Below are 18843 nucleotides of genomic sequence, written 5' to 3'. Positions count from 1 at the left end.
CGGGCATATTATATTCATAAAGAAACAGCGGAAAATCTTAAAGCGTTGATTTTCCGCTGTTTCTTTTGTGATAGGTAAGAAGGAATGCTAATCCTTTTGTGATAGGGTAGAAATGTTGCTGATTCTATGATAGACCTTCTATCTCGCCATTGACGATGGTGATACGCTCAGCCTGTGGACTGGTAGGCAGTCCTGGCATGCGCAGCATATCGCCGGCAATGGCCACCACAATCTCACTGCCACAGTTCAGAATAACATCACGAATGCGGATGGTAAAGCCCTCAGGCGAACCATAGCGTGTGGAGTCGGCCGAGAATGAATATTGTGTCTTGGCGATGCAGATAGGGTAGTGGCGAATGCTTTCATCGTCGGCAAAGAGCGTGCGGATTGACTCCAACTTCTTTTTGCCGGTTTTCGTAAATTCTACGGCGGCAGCACCATAGATGCGCTTGCACACCTTTTCTATCTTGTTTTCGATAGTGTCGTTCTCAGGATAGACAAAGTTAATGGGTAACGGCTGAATGCGTTCGATGGTATCGACAACCTTCTGAGCGAGTTCTACAGCTCCGTCGCCGCCATGCAGGAAAGCCTCGTTGACGGCAAAGCCCACGCCCAGGTCCTCACAGTTACGGCGTACCACTTCGATCTCCTCATCGTGGTCGGTATCATATCGGTTCAGCGTCACCACTACAGGTTGTCCAAAGCCTTGCATGTTGTGTATATGACGGTTCAGGTTCTTCAGTCCTTCACGCAGTCCCTCCATATTAGGCTCTTTGATCTGTTCCAACTCAACGCCGCCATGCATCTTCAGACTCTGCGTGGTGGCTACAATGACTACCAGTCGCGGCTGTAGTCCGGCCTTACGGCATTTGATGTCGAAGAATTTCTCAGCTCCAAGGTCGGCACCGAAACCAGCTTCTGTCACCACATAGTCGCCGTAGCTCATTGCCATCTTTGTAGCCAGCACACTGCTGCAGCCGTGGGCAATGTTGGCAAACGGTCCGCCATGAATGAAGGCAGGCGTGTTCTCGGTAGTCTGAACGAGGTTGGGCATCAGAGCATCGCGCATCAGTACGGTGATAGCCCCGGCTACGCCAAGGTCGCGCACCCTGAAAGGTTTCCCTTCTGCGGTGATGCCAAGAACGATGTTTTCTATACGGCGCTGCAAGTCCTCTTCGCTGGTGGCTAAACAGAGAATGGCCATCAGTTCAGAGGCAGGAGTGATGTCGAATCCTGTTTCCGAAACGACACCATCGCCACGCAGTCCTGTCACCACATTGCGCAGGGCACGATCGTTGACGTCAAGAACACGTTTCCAATATATTTCACGTAGGGAGAAACCATCCTTCCTGTGATGGTATAGATAATTGTCGAGCAAGGCACTGATTGTGTTGTGAGCTGAGGTCACAGCGTGAAAATCTCCAGTGAAATGAAGGTTGATTTTCTCCATTGGCAACACCTGTGCATATCCGCCACCGGCAGCACCGCCTTTGATACCAAAACAAGGGCCCAAAGAGGGTTCGCGTAAGGCTACAATAGCTTTCTTGCCTATTTTGTTCAGTCCCATGGCTAAGCCAATGCTGACGGTTGTCTTTCCGATACCAGCTTTCGTGGGACTGATAGCCGTTACCAGGATTAAACGGCTCTTTTTTACTTTCTCTTCGTCAATAAATCGAAGAGGCACCTTCGCCATGTAACGGCCATAGGGTTCAATTTCTTCGTGGGGGATGCCAATTTGGGTGGCAATTTCGTTAATGTGCTTCAAGCTACACTCACGTGCTATCTGAATATCTGTCTTCATAGTCTAGCATTTTGGTAAGACGGCGCAAAGGTACGAATATTTTTCCACATGAAGCCTGTATGTTGTGTGAATAACTAAGAAATAGCGTACAAACTAATTAATTTTCTTTAAAAACTAAACGAATTAGTTGTATCAAACTAAAATGTTTAGTTATATTTGCAAGCGGATACAGATACTGGCGCATGGAAAGCGTTAGTGAACAATTAACTAAAAACAAAGAAATGAAACGATTAACCACGAAAGAAAAGGAAATCATGGACCTCTACTGGCAGCATGGTCCTATGTTCGTGAAGGAGCTCTTGGAATATTACGACGAGCCTCGTCCGCACTTTAATACACTATCGACGACGGTGCGCATCCTTGAGAAGAAAGGCTTTCTCGATCATAAGCAGTTTGGCACGTCCTACCAGTATTTCCCCACCGTGACTGAAAAAGAGTACGGCCGTAGCAGTCTGACGGGTATTATCAAGAACTATTTTGACGATTCCTACCTGAGCGCCGTTTCCTGCTTTGTCAAGGAAGAGAAAATTTCTGTGGATGAATTGCGTGAACTGATTGAGAAAATAGAAAACAATAAATAAGAAGAACATAATTAAAGGGTATGATAGAGTTCCTGACATACGATTTGAAAGTAGCAACACTGTTGGCAGTGTTCTACATGTTCTACCGTCTGATGCTGAGTCGCGAAACGTTCCATTGCCTAAACCGCGTGGTACTGCTGATGACGGCCATCGCTTCTTTCCTGTTGCCGCTGTGTGTGATCACTATCCACCAAACAATTGTTGTGGAAGGTTCAAAAGCTGATATAAGCCTCGGTCAACTGAAAATGATGGTGGCAGATGGTGATCAATTATCGCTCTGGCATACAATCTTAATCGTGGTCTTCTTTATCGGCATGATGGCCACCTTAGGTCATACCCTGTATGGCTTGTTCCGGGTGTGGCTGCTGATACGCCGCAGTGAACAGCATCCGCAGACCGACGGAACCGTGATCTGTGTGGCCAAAGGCGATGTGTCGCCTTTCAGTTGGATGCACTATATCGTACTCTCTCAAAGTGACTATGAGGCCCATGATGCCTCCATACTTGCCCATGAACGGGGACATATCCGTCATCGTCATTCGATTGATCTCATCCTCGTTGATTCTCTTACAGCCCTGCAATGGTTCAATCCTGCTATGTGGATGTTGCGCCAGGATTTGCGTGCCATCCACGAGTATGAAGCCGATGCAGCGGTACTCTCTCAAGGCATCAATATGCGCCAGTATCAGTATCTGCTTATCCAAAAAGCCGTTGCTCACTGTGGGTACTCAGTAGTTAACGGAATTAGTCACAGTACCCTTAAAAACCGCATAAATATGATGCTCAATAAGAAATCAAACCGTGCCAGCATGCTGAAATTGCTCGCACTCCTGCCCATTGTGGGCGTTGCTTTAGCCCTGAATGCTGAAACCGTAAACGACTATGTTTATACCGATGAAAAACCACCTGTGGTACCAGTGGTCAACGTAGAAAGTGTAGAGCCTGACGAGCCCCTTGACGTTGTGGAGCAGATGCCTGAGTTCCCTGAACTGATGAAGTTTATAGCCTCGAACGTCAAATACCCGGTGAAGGCTCTGAAGAAAAAGGTTCAAGGTCGTGTGTTGGTTCAGTTCATTGTAGAGAAGGACGGTACCGTCAGCGGACCCAAAGTCGTTCATGCTGTAAATAAATACCTTGATGCCGAGGCTGTTCGTGTGGTTAAGGCCATGCCTAAATGGAAACCTGGTATGCAGAAAGGACAGCCCGTGCGTGTGAAGTTTACTGTACCTATATCATTTAGGCTGAATTAAGCGACTGAATTAAGAAACTCTCTCTCAATCAAAATAAACACCTGATTCTTTTAGTTCTAAAAACAAGGAACTTTAAGAATCAGGTGATTTGTTTGTTAATAATACGTGTCTTTATTTCGCGGTGTTGAATGGGAGTAGGAAGGGCGAGGTGGCGTGGATGTTGAGTGCTTTCCCTTCAGCGTTGGGACGGAAGTAGGCCACCAGTCTGCCTTGGTGTACACGAAGTGAAAGGCCTCGGTTGCGGCGATCTGAGCGTCCCATAATGGCAGGCTGCTCTGTCATGTTTCCGTTCTCCATGCCCAGCAGTCGGGCACCTTCAAGCGAGAGTGTTACCATGTTGTCGGCAGTTTTCACCACTCGTCCCTGTTCATCTACCACCTCTACAAAGATATGTGTTACGGAGTCGGTAGTGACCTTCAAGGCGTAAGGACGTCCGAACGTTTCTATCTCGTAACTGGCACCATTGTCGGCTTCGCAACGTAGGGTTCCTGGCTGGTAGTCAATGTCCCAGTATAAAATGTCCGTATCCATATCGCGTTGAGGCTCACCACCTACGGGCTTCCCGTTCAGCAGAAGACGGGCAGAGGTAGCATTGGTATAGCACAGTACACGTATTGGCTGTCCTTCCTCATAGTTCCAGAAATCAGTGGCATAGGGATGTACGTACTTTCCCGGAACGGTACCTATATAGCATGTGGGCTGTTCGCTCCATAGGGCAGCACGATACCAGCCCATTGGCTTGCGCTGTCCGGCAAGGTCGAGAAGTCCTGCCGATGAACCACGTGCAGGCCAAGGACCGCTCTCGCCCAGATAGTCGATACCTGTCCAGAGGAACTGTCCGAAGATATGCTCATTGTCTCTCACTGCCTTCCATGCCGGCAAGTCATGGCGGTTCTCAGAGCCATAGATCACGCGTTTCGGATATTTCTCGTGATCCTCCTGATAGCGACTTTCCGTATAGTTGTATCCCACCACGTCGATGGCCGATGGATAGGCAGTCTCGTTCGACATCACCACACCGGCCAGTGCACCAGTAGTAGGACGTGAAGCGTCTATCTCCTTCACTATCTTGGCCAGTCGCTGAGCGATGCGACCGATACGTTCGGCATTAGGCTGATCGGGCTTGTAGCCACCGTAGATAGGTTGAGTCATGCTCTTGTCGCCATTCAGCACGGGGTGAGAGTAGGGGTCGTTGGGATAGTCCACCTCATTGCCGATGCTCCACAGGAATACAGAAGGGTGGTTGCGGTCGCGGCGCACCATATCGGCCACGTCACGGTCTATCCATTCTTCGAAATAGGTGTATGTGCCTTGGAACTCCGGTTTGCCCTGATTCCATCCCTTCATCCATTTACGTTTGGGAAACTCCCATTCATCGGAAGCTTCGTCCATGACCAGCAGTCCCAACTCGTCGCACAGGTCGTAGAACTCAGGCATGTGAGGATTATGACTCAGTCGGATGGCGTTCACGCCCATCGCCTTCAGCTCTTGCAGTCGGCGTTGCCACACCTCTTTCGGAACGGCAGTGCCCAGCACACCGGCATCGTCGTGCACGCATACACCTTTCACCTTCATCCACTGCCCGTTGAGGGCGAAACCTTTGTCGGGAGAGAACGTGAGGGTTCGCAAGCCCACAGAGACAATTGATTTGTCTAGTGTAGAGTTTAGAGTGTAGAGTTTAGAGTTTGCTACCGCAGTGGTAGTTTCATTGGCCTTTTTATGTGAGGTGTTCTGCGGAGCGGTAGCAAACTCTCCACTTTTCACTCTGCACTCTAAACTATAGAGATACGGGTCGTCAAGATTCCAGCGATGAGGATTCTTCACGGTGATGGTCACCGTTTTCTTCTGCTGAGAACCAATAGTGGTTTTGGTCGAGGCCACAATGTTGCCTTCAGCATCTTTCATTTCTACAAAGGCTTGGAGTTTCAGTTCGGCTGATTTGTCCTTACGGTCGTCGGTGGTCTCAATATCCACCTCAACGATTGCCTTTTTCTTGTTGATACTCTTCAGTCGGTAGGCCAATCCCCATTGAGCCAAGTGAACCTCTGGGGCGGTAACAAGCCACACGTTGCGGTTGATGCCCGAACCCGTGTACCAGCGAGAGTCAAACTCCTGAGAGTGGTCTATCCGCACAGCGATGGTATTCTTCCCGTCTTGATGAAGATAGGGGGTGATGTTGTATAGGAAAGAAGCGAATCCAGAAGGACGACGGCCCACGAGCTGTCCGTTTACATAAACCTCTGAATGGTTGTATGCTCCTTCAAAATAGAGAAAAATGCATTCATTTTCTTTCTCGGAGGCTGGAATGGTCAGTGATTTGCGATACCAGCCGATACCGCCAGGCAAATAACCCTGGCAAGACCCTTTATCGGGCGACATGGGCTGTTCTACTCCCCAGTCGTGAGGAAGGTTGAGTCGTCGCCAACGGCTGTCATCGTAGTTGGGCGAGGCCATATCGGCCGACTCGTTGATGTTGCGAGTGGTGTCGATGCGTAGAAAACGCCAATCGTTGTTCAACAGAGTGGCTTGTCCAAATGAAACCTGGGCTTGCGCTTTCATGAAAAGAGCAAGAAGGAGTATGGAGAATAATTTCCTCATAATGATAAGTAGCTTTATGTTAGTAATTGTGGGTCTATTGTTTTTTCTGTTTTTACATGAATCCCTGCCGTTTCAGAGTTTCGAGGAGCGACTGTGAGAGCGCCTCGTTGTCCTTTCGCGTATAGCGGAGGTCGGTGAACACCTGGGCGAGCGTCTCCTTGTTGTTGATTTCTACGAAATGCTGGTTCTCAGGCAGTTGCTCCTTCGGTGTATAGTAGGTGTCAATGTCTGCCGGTGAGTAGTCGTGATAGGTCTCGTTATGCACGAAACTCTCCAGCGGCAAACGGTCGGTGAGTGGTGGATTCTCGTCGGGCCATCCCACGGTGAGCGTGGCCACAGGCATGGTGAGCCGTGGTAACTTGAGAATATCTATAATCTGCTGAGGCATGTAGATGGTGGTGCCCAGAAAACAATAGCCAAGTCCTTCATCCTCCATCAGGTTGCAGAGCGTCTGCGTATAGAGCAAGGCATCGGTGGCCGCGTTGAGAAACGACAGTGGGTTGTCATAGCCAGGGTCGGCCTTGCGGCAGTTGGCCCACTTGGTGGTGCGGTTGAAGTCGGCACAGATAGTAAGTACCACAGGTGCTCCTTTCACCATGGGCTGATTGAAATGGGCGGGAGCAAGACGCTCTTTCATTTCCTGTGATCGGGTGACCACCACACTATACAGTTGTAGGTTGCCCATGGTCTGGGTACGTGCCGCCTCGTTCAGAAGACGGTTGAGGAGTTCGTCGCTCACTTCGCGACTGCTGTATTTACGAATAGTACGATGCATAGTTTAAGTGAAGAATGAAGAATGAAGAATGAAGAATTTTTAGTTTCTTTTTCTGCAGTTGGCGCAGATTCCTTTAACTATATATTCGGTCTCTTCGGGCTGGAAGCCTTCGGGCAGTGCTACCGGCGGGATGCGCACGTTGGTGAGACAAACCGTCTGATGACAGATACTGCAGGTGAGATGAACATGCCCCATGCAGTGGCGCGTGTCATCGACGTGGCACACACAGTATTTCTGCGAGCCCGTACCATCGTCAATATCGTGCAGGAGATGGGCCTCACTCAATAGGGTGAGTGTGCGGAACAGGGTCGAGCGGTCGAGGGTGGGCAGCGCAGCCTCCATGTCGGCCAGTGAGAAAGGGCCCTGAAAGCCATGTCGCGCCTTTCGCCATATCAGCAGACGGTTGGCAGTAACACGAATGCCCGAATTAATTAAACTTTGCTCGTCAGATAACTCTAAATGCATGGTTGTTCTTATTTTCTTCCACTTGCAAAGATAGATAATACTTTCAAATTATAGCTATAATTTTCGGAATTATAGCTAAAATTATCAGAATTATAGCTATAATTTTCTGCAGGGTGATAATTGTTATAGTGTGATTTGACTGCTGTTGACAGCCAATAATTATCATTTTGAAGCGTTAAAATTTAAATTTTCTTTTGAGAATTAATCTTTTTTTGTATTTTTGCACCATATTATATACAAACGAATCAAAAAAAATAACAATAGGCCTATGAAAACAAATCATTTTTTTCCATTATCAATGGAATTATTCGGTCGCTTCCGTCATGTTGTAGTGATGATGGCAGGCCTTATGATGTTGTTGATGCCACAGGTAGCTTGGGCAGACTTGGAAACCATTTCTATTGACGGAAAGGTTTTCTATATATTGCGCAGTTCCAGTGACTGGAACACTTTCCGGCAGAAGGTGATTGCTGCCAATGGAAAGATGGACGTTAATGCTATTATGGGTGCTGACATCAGTACTAACGTTAGCTGCGGTGACGAGAATTCTCCGTATCGTGGTATCTTCGATGGCAACGGTCATACCCTGGAGGTTAGTATTAAAACTTCCAGTAATTATGAGGGCGCATTCAGATATACAAGAAGTGCCACTTTCAAGAACCTCCATCTCACAGGAAGTGTTTCAGGAGCCCTTTTTGTGGGTGGTTTAGTAGGTCAATGTTTCGATAATTCCTTTCTGAGTTTTGAAAAAGTGTGGGTGTCGGCTAATCTTGAGACCCCATCCGATACTTATGTTGGCGGATTCTGTGCCACTGCAACAAGTGCCAAAGTGTATATGAAACATTGTCGTTACGATGGCACGCTGAAATCCAGTAATTCCAATAATAATTTAGCCACTTTTATAGGCAATGGATCAGGCTCGTGGGAACACCGCTGCCAATACGAGGACAGTAAGAATGTTGGTCCGGGCCATTTCGGTATGAACTATCGTGGTCACCTATCTCCATTATCGGGCCAGGACCGCTGTATCTCAGCTCACGATTGGGGTGAGGTAGCGGCTGAATCCCGGAAGATTACAGACCAGAACACGGTGCTGATGAAAATGAACACCGAAGGTGCCAGCACATGGCAGCTGGTAAATGGTAAGGCAGTGCCCATTGGCACATTCCCACAGGAAGTAGGTTTTGAGACCTACGATTTGGTGCCCGGTTCTGAGAGTGGAGAAGAAGGCCTGTTGAAGATTCCTTTCTCCTGCGATCAGGCAGTGGAGTGGATTAGTGGCAGCTATATCGGCGAGGGTGGTGTTGAGAAGACCATCGCTCCCATTTCATTTGGTAAGAACACCTATGCCGGATTTATAAAGTTACCGGCCACTGAGGCTCACCGCAACCTGAGACTGAATGTGAAGTTGAAGGACGGACTGATAATTATGGGCTATGAGGTGAAGGACGATGCCGTGATGCACAATCCCCGCCATCTGACTTCCGAGGTGTTGCGCTTCAATGCAACGAACCTGACCGATGCAGGTGCCGTGTTGCTGAAATGGGATGTGGCCGATGCCGACTATAAGGATGCTATTGAAAGTGACCAGTTCTTAGTGTTGCGCTCGTTGACAGGCAGAATAGAGGATATGGAGAACATTGGTACGGTGCCATTTGAAAAGAATCAGGCTTCTTATGTTTACAAAGACTCATTATTGACCTCGGCACTGACGCCTGAACTGTTTGACGTGACTACTGGCATTCCAGTGGTAAAATATATCGTGGTGCGTGGTACCGCCCAGCAGTTGTGGGGCCTCACAAATAATATTGCCATGATGAGCAGTGATTATCCGCTGTCATTATTCCATCTGTTGCGTGTTTCCGATTATAGCGCTAAATGGGAAAGTGAAACCGACAAGACCATTAACGTGAGCTGGAAGTATGCCGACGAAGAGGGGGCCGTTTGGGACGACCGAGCTAAAATGAAGATACTTGTTAGCAGCACCAACCGAGCCGGTGAAGCTGTCGATACCACCACCTTTGAGGTTACTGCCGATGAAATGGCAGTCTGCAGAAAGGTATTGCAGCTCAAACGGTCGTGTGTCAATTATAAGATAGGATTCTCCATAGAGCCGGGCGCATCGCCCGTCTCGCCAGAATCATCCTTCGTGACTATTCGCACAGAAGATGACTGGACCGCTTTTGTTAGGATGGTACAAGAGGCCAACGGGAAAAATGTGAATGCCATGCTGCTGGCCGACATTACCGTAAACACCCGAGTGGGTGATGACTATGCTCCCTACCGTGGCGTCTTTGAAGGCAATGGACACAAACTGACCTTTAATATGGTTTGGACAAGGCTGAATGCAGCTCCTTTCAGCGTGGTTGCTGATGCTGCCATTCGCAATCTGACCATAGCAGGTCATATTACCTCTACTATCAGGCAACAGGGCGGTATTGTTGGCTGTATCAACAGTGGTTCTACAGTTACTATTGAGAACTGTCGCTCGTCGGTTCATCTCGAGAGTAAGTGGGCGGATGATTCACGTATAGGCGGCATTGTAGGTGTTGCTATCGGCGTGAAACAGCTTCTCATCAGAAACAGCGTGTTTGATGGTATTATTGAAGGCCTCGCTTCTCAGCGCAACGGCGGTTTTGTGGGCTGGGCCGACAACTACGAGCAAATAACGCTTGAGAACTGTTTGTTTGCACCTTTTGACATCAAGACAGGCCTGGAGGACTGTATGACCTGGGTGCGTACGTCAACTCCCGAAAAAATCGTTATCACCAACTGCTACTGCACACGCGAATATAAGTTGGACGATCAGCATGAAAATTATTTCGTCATCAGTTCTACTGCCGACTGGGATGCCTTTGTGGAAAAAGTAGATGCAGCCATGGGCGCTAAGGATGTAAATGCCATACTGACTGCCGACATTACGGTTACTAATTACGTAGGGCGATCATCTAACCGCTATTACAGAGGCATATTCGATGGAAACGGACATACTTTGAACGTTAGTATCGCGTTAGACGATGATTATCTGGCTCCTTTCCGCTATGCCAAGAACTATACAATAAAGAATCTTACCGTAACAGGAACCGTCAGCGGCCGTAACTATGTGTCAGGTCTGGTAGGTTATGACAGATATTCGCAGAGTAATAATTATATCGAAAACTGTCGCGTGTCTGCTACGATAAATTCCACTGAATCGGTATCGGCAGGATTCTTCGCATATTCATACTTGTACTACCATAATGTCAATAACTGTCTTTTCGATGGTCACTTGGTGTCAACGAGTACTAAGATAACGTATGGCGCTGCATTTGCAGGCTATGGAGACTATCGCGACAAAATAAGCAACTGTCTGGAGAATGGCACTTATACAGGCATTGGGAATACTAACATGAACTTTGACGGAACATCAACCTTTGGCAATAATCTTTACTGTACGAACAACTGGAGTTATCATGACTGGTCTTCCATGAATGGTAATGTGGTTGGAAATATGTCGCCATCGGTACTTGCTTCGAAGTTAGGCTCTTCAAACTGGCAAGTTTCCGGCAATCAGGTGTTGCCCATTACCAGTAGCGTGTCTTTCGGTGATTTGACCGGTAAGTCGGCCGATGAAATTGTTTCGCTCTTAGGCAACGGTTGGACGAAGGATGCAAGTGGCCGTGTTGTTCCAAAGGCTGTAGATAAGATGCAGACCGAAATAGACCTCAGCAAGGTTACAGGCGTTCCCACTTTCTACTATGAGAGTCTGGGACATATTGACAAGAAATCGCTGATGGCAATAACACAGCAGTCATCGGTAGTACTGTCGTGGAACAATGTGGATGATGAGCCTGTGGATTACTATGAGGTTTACCGTCACGATGTGAAGACACCGAAGGACAGTGTGGTACTCCTTGTTGGAAACCTGACTGAGATGCAGTATGAGGACAAGACAACCTCGGCTGTACATCAGTACGAATATTTTGTACGCGGTGTGAATAGTTGTGAGGGCATATCCTTTGAAGATACTGAACGTGTACCGGGTATGTGCGTACAGACAGCTACCGTAGAAGGTTATCTTCAGTTCCCCGATGGAACGGGTATTCCCGGTAAAGTGGTGAGCACAACACTGGCCGACAAGACCGAATGTGAGGTGAAAACCGACGAGAGCGGATACTTCCGTCTGACGGGTCTTCCCTACGTGAACAGTTCGGAAACCGTTTACAAAATCACCGTCAATCATAATGGCTTTGAGCCAAAGAGCGTAACCTTCACAACAAGTCCTGGCGGCAACCATGTGAAGAATATGGTGCTTGAGATTTCACAGAGCGTAAAGTTGACTGGTTATGTGCAATACAACGGTACGAGTATTCCTGTACAGGGCGTGTCGTTCATGGTCGATGGCTATGAGGTGCGCACTGCTGCCGGAAAGGTGACTACCGACTTTGAGGGTAAGTTCGCATTCCGTATCCTTCCTGGTGCTCACGACAGTATTCAGGCCGTGATGGATGGTCACAAGTTCTTCCGTGGCGGATTCTATCATGAGAGTGATGACGATGCTGATGAGAAAAAGGCATATAGCTTCAATACCGACAAGGCAGGAATCATGTTCTATGACGATACCCGTGTGAAACTCATCGGACGTATTGCCGGCGGTAAGGATCAAGGCGAGATACCTTTAGGAAACTCACTGTCGAGGAACAACCTGGGTGATGACTTGCAGATGGTCTTTACTCTCGAGGGTGACAAGTCTTCACGACTGGTTTGGGATATTCAGGACCGTAACAAGAAAGAGCGTGACGAAGAGTTCCACCATACAATGGCCCATGACTCAAAGTATGATTACCATACCAAGGTGCATACCACACTGAACCGGATGATTGTAACTCCCGACGTGCATACCGGCGAATACGAAGTGATGCTCCCGCCGGTGAAATGGAAGATTCAGCAAATAACGGCCAAAGGCTATCCTACATTGTTCCAAGACGGACAGGTGGGTGATGTGATTGACCTTACCGACTCGCTGACTGTACATCGCGACACGCTGGAGGGTAAGTGGAAGAGTCACATGGGTATAGAAGTGAAAAAGGCCGTTGAGGTGTATAATGCCAAGTACAGCCGTATCTACCATTCACCCGTTATCATAGACTATAAGCAGCAGGGTTTCGATCCTTTCTCTTATTTCGGTGACCGCTACTACTCGTTCAAAAACGTTGACGGTACCAAGCAGAAACTGTCGCTGGCCTATGGCGTGAGAAAGAAAGACTGGCCCAAGGGCAAGCGCGATTCGCTGGAAACAGTCTATGCCTTCGGCTATCCTGTGTTCAGTATCGACAAGTCGTATGGCGTGAAGATTTCGGCAACGGAGAAATACTATTATAATAATAATGAAAAGAGCGATACGGTTGATGTGATTCGTCTGTCTGGAGGTAAAGTGACCATTCAGAACGGTATGATCAGTACTACCCATCGTGATACACTGGAACTGGATAGTGTGGGCGAGGCCAACTATGTACTGAGGGCTGCTCAGACACCCTATCTGCTGACAGGTAAAGATGCCTTGCATACGGTGTCAATGACACTCGAGATGGATGGCACGTACTATGAAGCAACTCCCTTACGCGCGTACACTTTAAATATTAAGCCCAAGGAAGGTGCCAAGGATATCATAAGCTACTCTATGCCACTGTTGATTGACGTGCTGCGCGATCCGCCCGGAGGTGCCTCAAAGGCTACACTGAGCAAAGGCTCGACCCTGAAGTATTCGTACACAATGGATATGAAATGGAGTGCCGGCGTAGGCATTAACATCGGTATAGGTAGTGGCGTGAACAGCTTTACCGGTATTGTAGTAGCCCCGATGGGGGGCGGTGCCGTGGGCGGTGTGAACAATGGTGGAGCAAGCACCTTTGGTACCAGCATAGACCTGGTGTGGTCGGGTAGCGGACAGCGAGCCTTTAACTACACCATGACGGCCAAGGAAGATATTTCAACCAGTAGCGACAAAAAACTGGTGGGTGCTAAGGCTGACCTTTATATAGGTGTGGACCAGAATATCGTGGTGAAACCCGCTACTGCCATTCGTGCCATTCCGGATAGCGTATATAAACTGATTGAAGGACAGTTGAAGTCAGGACGCACGGTGGAGATTGCTGAGGGCGTGGACGATCAGGGAAAGAAACTGCATCTGGTGCGCGATGAGGTTGTGACCTACGGACCGGTGATTAAATCAAGTTTCGTGCATTCTCAAGAATATATCGTGAAGCAGTTGCTGCCTTCGCTGGCCGAGCATATCCTCTCATTGATGTACACCGGTTCGAGAGCAGAGGCAGAAGCTCAGGCAGAAGCTACCGGTAAGCCTGTTTATCTGTCGCTGGTTCCGAAAGATGACAAGGACTTCGGTTCAAAGTATGAGATGATTGTGCCCCAAGGCGCACCAGATAATACTGAGGATGAAGTGGCCCGATACCAGCAGAACATGCTGAAATGGATAGAGATGATAGCCCAGAACGAGAAAGAGAAACTGGAGGCAACTGATCTGGTTAAGAACTTTGATGTGGATGGCGGAGCTTCGCTGAGCTATAGTGAGAGCTTTACAAGCGAATATTCTGTGTCGAACTCGTTCGTGAGTCCCATAACAGCAGGTACTGCCGGCTATTTTGACAGTACCGCAGGCGATACTGCAATGGGTATCGTGGCTATCGTAGGCCCTGTAGTGGCAAAGATTCTGGGTAACATCCTTAAAGGGTCGAAAGGAAAGACAACGGGTGAAACACAACTCGATGGCGACGAAGGTGGTTTGAAGGTGACGGTAGATGCTGTGGGCTTCACCCTCCGTTTCAGCTTATCGCCAGCCATGAGCTTCAGCGTAACTCCGAAGGATACAGAGACAAAGTCGTACTCACGTACTGAGAGCTTCTCTATCGCTATGTACAAGAAGAATCATCTGAATTTCGATGTGTATCGTGTGAAAACGAAGACCGATAACGTGAAAGTTAATGATGCCCTCGACGTGTTCTACAATAATAACTTCTACGACATGGTGGACTATGACTACGATCACATGAAGAAAGAAGTGGATGTGAAGAACTTTACCTACGCACGCAGCTTCGTGTATCGCACTCGTGCCGGTGCCACTTGTCGCCCGTGGGAGGATGAGCGTAAGACGCTGTTCTATGAAACAGGTACTACACTGGATGAGCGAACCAAGAAGATTGAGAACCCTGTCATCAAGCTGGACAAGCAGAGCATCAGCGGTGTACCCTTCGGTGAACCTGCCCGGTTCAAAATCTATTTGACCAATGAAAGTGAGCAGCCTGAAGCTGTACATCATTATTTTGATTTGTACCAACAGGAAACATCGAATCCCGATGGTGCCAAACTGATGGTTGACGGTATGCCTTTGACAGGCAATTCGCGAACCGTTGAAATACACCCGGGCGAGGTGACTGAAAAGACCCTTGAGGTATATCCTGGTGAGAAGTTTGACTATAAGGGACTTGAAATCGGTCTGATATCACAAGACGATATTGACTGCTATAGTACGGTGACGTTCGACGTGCACTATCTTCAGACTGCAGGTGCCATTTCTATCACCACACCTGGCGATCAGTGGATTATGAACTGTGATGCGCCCTTCGAGAAAGGAAAAGGTTGGTATATGCCCGTTATCATTGGTGGATTTGATAAGAACCAGCATAACTTTGACCATATAGAATTCCAGTACAAGGAGAGTACGCGTGGTGACGACTACTGGACTAACCTGTGTGGTTACTATGCCGATTCAACAATCTACCAGGCAGCCAGCGGTACGAAAGAGATGATACCTGAAAATGGAAATATCGTAGCCCGTTTCTTCGGTGACGGTCAGGTGATGGAAAAAGCCTATGACCTGCGCGCTGTGCTGTTCTGCAGAAATGGAAACTCATTCCTCACTAGTGAGTCGAAGGTGCTGACTGGCGTGAAAGATACGCGTCGCCCGCAACTGTTTGGCACACCTGATCCAAAGTCTGGCGTACTGGGTGCTGGTGATAATATTATCTTTAATTTCTCAGAGGATATAGAATACAACTATCTGCAGGCTACCACCAACTTTGAGGTGAAAGGAGAAACCAACGAAACAGCGATTCAGGAAGCTCCGTCACTTCAGTTTGGCGGTCAAGGCTATGTCATTTCTCAGGCGCGTCGTAATTTTGCCGATAAGAATATTACTATCGAGGTGATGATTAAGCCTGACGAGGTGGCTAAGGAAATGCCTATCTTCTCGCACGGCAGCGATGGTAAAGAACTGCAGTTGTGGCTAACGGACAAAAAGTGTCTTAAAGCGGTAGTTATTGATAACGATACCCTTGTGGCAGAAAGTAAAACGCCTGTGAACACCATTGACTTCCAGCGCGTAGCACTGGTGCTGGACTGTGAACAGGCGAAGTTGTTCCTTTACAGCGATGGATTGGATTTGGTAAAGGATAGTGTGTACTATCATGCCTCTGGAACTTTGACATTCGGTTCGGCTGTTGATCATGTTACTGGCGAGCGTCGCTACTACGAAGGACGTATGCTGCAAGGACGCGTGTGGAACCGGGCGCTCGACAAGGCTACGCTGAACCGCTATGGTAATAAACTGCTTACGGGCTATGAAATGGGACTGACCGACTATTATCCCATGAACGAGGGTAGCGGTACCTATGCTTTCGATTTGGCACAGGGAGCTGATTTGAAACTCGTTGGCGCTACATGGGCTCTGCCTCGTGGCATATCGTTGAGGATTGACAAGAACGATGCCCGGAGTGCAGGCAAGAAGAAAGGACTGCAAATACAGTCTAAACTCCTTGAACGTGATGAAGAACAGGACTATACCCTGATGTTCTGGTTCAAGACCGGCGATGTGAATGGCGCACTGCTGGCAAACGGCTCTGGACAGAGTACTGATGAAGGTGCTGTGAACAAGTTCTTCATAGGTTTTGAAAACCGGTTACTATGTTATCGTAGTAATGGAATGGAGTATGAACTGGGCAGCGGCTACTGTGACGGTTCATGGCATCACTACGCTATGACAGTGAATCGTCAGCGCAAAGTGGCCAGTATCTATTTGGATGATGACTTAAAAGTTCAGTTCACTACCGATTCGCTGGGAGGCATGAATGGAAACTTCTATCTGGGTAATATGGTGTGGCAGGATGCTGGCGATCCGACAATTCATGAGAAATACGCCATTTCAGGACACTTTGATGGATTGACTCTGTTTGAGCAGGCACTGCCTCTTACCCTCATAAAACGATATACACGAAAATCGCCCGGCGGTGAAGAAAAAGGTCTTATTACCTATGTGGACTTTGAAAGTCAGGTAAGACAGAAAACCGGTGAACTGGCTTTGCAACCCTATGTGATGAACAAGAAGGTGAAGTATGACGCGGACGGTAAGCCAACCGATCAAAGAGATAGTGTGTTCGTGGAACCTATTAGTGAAGTTCTTACTCACATAGACAAAACAGTGAGTGCCCCGGTACAGGCCTACGAGGAGTTGTATAACCTGAACTTCAGCTTTGTGGGACGCAACAATCAGTTGCTGATTAATATTGACGAGAAGGATACTCGATTGAATAAGCGTAATATCTACGTGACCGTGGCCGATATTCCAGACAAGAACGGAAACTTCCTGGCTTCGCCCGCTACAGAGAGCTTCTTCGTGAACTGTAACCCGTTGATATGGGAATCAAAGCGCTTTTCACAGACGCTGCCGGCTGGTCAGGAGCATGTGATTGAAATAGGTATTTACAATACGGGTGGCGCAACACACACCTACACCATCGAGAACTTGCCACGCTGGATAAGTGTGAACAAGACTGCCGACATAATTGAACCAATGGAGAGTGATGTCATCAAACTCTCTATCAGTAAGGATGTGAATGTAGGAACCTACGACCAGATTATCTATCTGACCGATGAGAACGGACTGTCAGAGCCATTATTGCTGGAACTGACGATGGAGGGTGAAACCCCATACTGGGTAGTAGATACAAACATGAAGCGCTACTCAATGAATATCGTAGGACAGGTATATGTAGGAAACACGTTGGTTACCGATCCGAATGATATTGTGGCTGCCTTTGATGAAGCTGGCCGCTGCATGGGCGTTAACAATGTGAAGTATGATCCGACAACAGGACGTAGTATGGTCTATATGACTGTTTATGACAGTACGACAGTGGCTAAGCACCTGTACTTCCGCTTGTGGCACTATGCTACAGGAAAGACAATGCAGTTGTCAACCTCGGAAGTGGTGAACTTTGGTAATCAGATTATCAAGGGTACTGTTGCCGAACCCCTTAAGATGTTTGCAGATGACCTGTATCTGCAACAGATAGAACTCTATGAAGGATGGAACTGGCTGTCGTTTAATGTGTATAACAAGATTTTTGATAACCTGGAAACGCTGCTCAGTAGGTTCCCATGGGAGGATGGAGATATTGTGACCGAGGATTCGCAAGACTTGACCCTTACTTATAAGAAAGGAAAATGGGCAGGCAACCAGAGTAAGAATTTCAAAGAGTTCAACGTGTCACAGGCATACTCTTATCGCGTGAGAGTGCATAATTATCAGTTGCTCGAACTTTGGGGAACTTGCTTCAAGAAACCCGAAGACCGAACAATCAACGTGAAGAAGGGCTGGAACAGCATTGGCTATACACCAATGGTGAACCTGCCGGTATCGACGGCACTTGCCGACTACTACGATCATGCAACGGACGGTGATGTGATTAAGAGTCAGCATGAGTTTGCCATGTTCGTAGGAAGTGCTGAAAAGGGTGGCGAATGGCTTGGCACTTTGGAATACATGAAACCGGGCGAAGGCTATATGCTGATGCGTAAGAATAGTAATCCGGTGTCGTTCTGCTATCCATATTATGAGCCAGGTACAACCTTTATTGACAGTCACTTGAAGAAGACTGTCAAGAAGAGTACACAACGATTTGCATGTACCATGAATATCGTGGCTGAGGCCATAGGCGTAGGCATTCAGGAAAATGACAAACTGGTGGCTTATGCTGAAGGAGAACAGGTGGGAAGCGCAGAATTGTCTTCCTCTAAGACTCAGCCGGTGTTCTTCCTAAACGTTGAGGGTGATCTGCCAGTTCTCCTCTCGTTTGCTATTGAACGCGATGGCGAGATTATTGCAACGACTGGTGAGGTGATGAACTATGAGGCAAATGCCGTTGTAGGAAGACCTGACGCACCAACGAAGTTGAACTTCTTGGGAATCGATCAGTTGCCGCAAAACGGATGGTACACGCTTGAGGGCGTTAAACTGCCGAAGGCTCCGAAACAGAGCGGCGTTTATATCTATAACGGCAAGAAGAAAGTGATCAAGTAGTTCACGCTCTTTTAGAGAAGATA

General features: G+C 47.9%; 7 protein-coding genes. 3 read left to right on the top strand and 4 right to left on the bottom strand.

Annotated elements, in window-relative coordinates:
- Positions 1–124: 124 nt before the first annotated feature.
- Positions 125–1801: a formate--tetrahydrofolate ligase gene (locus L6475_RS12795; RefSeq protein WP_237820645.1), complete on the bottom strand. Its 1677-nt coding sequence runs from the start codon at positions 1799–1801 to the stop codon at positions 125–127.
- Positions 1802–2022: 221 nt separating this feature from the next.
- Here L6475_RS12795 and L6475_RS12790 point away from each other — a divergent pair, with 221 nt between their 5' ends.
- Both L6475_RS12790 and L6475_RS12785 read left to right on the top strand, forming a co-directional pair.
- Positions 2023–2382, top strand: a complete 360-nt coding sequence (locus L6475_RS12790; RefSeq protein ID WP_237820643.1) for a BlaI/MecI/CopY family transcriptional regulator — start codon at positions 2023–2025, stop codon at positions 2380–2382.
- A 20-nt stretch (positions 2383–2402) separates the two neighbouring features.
- Positions 2403–3632 carry a TonB family protein gene (locus tag L6475_RS12785; protein WP_237820641.1) on the top strand — a complete coding sequence of 410 codons (1230 nt, stop codon included), beginning with the start codon at positions 2403–2405 and terminating at the stop codon, positions 3630–3632.
- A 111-nt stretch (positions 3633–3743) separates the two neighbouring features.
- Here L6475_RS12785 and L6475_RS12780 read toward each other — a convergent pair whose 3' ends face one another.
- Genes L6475_RS12780 through L6475_RS12770 form a run of 3 tightly spaced genes read right to left on the bottom strand, consistent with a single transcriptional unit; the run spans position 3744 to position 7470 of the window.
- Positions 3744–6230 carry a glycoside hydrolase family 2 TIM barrel-domain containing protein gene (locus tag L6475_RS12780; RefSeq protein ID WP_237820639.1) on the bottom strand — a complete coding sequence of 829 codons (2487 nt, stop codon included), beginning with the start codon at positions 6228–6230 and terminating at the stop codon, positions 3744–3746.
- 52 nt (positions 6231–6282) lie between these two features.
- Complete coding sequence (locus tag L6475_RS12775) at positions 6283–7005, bottom strand: nitroreductase family protein (RefSeq protein WP_237820637.1); 723 nt, start codon at positions 7003–7005, stop codon at positions 6283–6285.
- 39 nt (positions 7006–7044) lie between these two features.
- A complete protein-coding gene (locus L6475_RS12770; protein ID WP_237820635.1) occupies positions 7045–7470 on the bottom strand; it encodes a Fur family transcriptional regulator in 426 nt (141 codons plus the stop codon).
- Between the two features lie 268 nt (positions 7471–7738).
- On the opposite strand from L6475_RS12770, the gene L6475_RS12765 reads away from it, so the two are divergent.
- Positions 7739–18820, top strand: a complete 11082-nt coding sequence (locus L6475_RS12765; protein WP_237820633.1) for a LamG-like jellyroll fold domain-containing protein — start codon at positions 7739–7741, stop codon at positions 18818–18820.
- The last annotated feature ends 23 nt before the right edge of the window (positions 18821–18843 follow it).

This window comes from Prevotella sp. E9-3, assembly GCF_022024015.1.
Taxonomy (GTDB): Bacteria; Bacteroidota; Bacteroidia; order Bacteroidales; family Bacteroidaceae; genus Prevotella.
Note: the sequence above shows the minus strand (reverse complement) of the source record. Positions and strands in the feature narration are given on the sequence as shown.

Coding starts and splice junctions, on each gene's coding strand:
- L6475_RS12770 (WP_237820635.1), bottom strand. CDS start 7,470: ATGCATTTAGAGTTATCTGACGAGCAAAGTTTAATTAATTCGGGCATT.
- L6475_RS12795 (WP_237820645.1), bottom strand. CDS start 1,801: ATGAAGACAGATATTCAGATAGCACGTGAGTGTAGCTTGAAGCACATT.
- L6475_RS12765 (WP_237820633.1), top strand. CDS start 7,739: ATGAAAACAAATCATTTTTTTCCATTATCAATGGAATTATTCGGTCGC.
- L6475_RS12775 (WP_237820637.1), bottom strand. CDS start 7,005: ATGCATCGTACTATTCGTAAATACAGCAGTCGCGAAGTGAGCGACGAA.
- L6475_RS12785 (WP_237820641.1), top strand. CDS start 2,403: ATGATAGAGTTCCTGACATACGATTTGAAAGTAGCAACACTGTTGGCA.
- L6475_RS12790 (WP_237820643.1), top strand. CDS start 2,023: ATGAAACGATTAACCACGAAAGAAAAGGAAATCATGGACCTCTACTGG.
- L6475_RS12780 (WP_237820639.1), bottom strand. CDS start 6,230: ATGAGGAAATTATTCTCCATACTCCTTCTTGCTCTTTTCATGAAAGCG.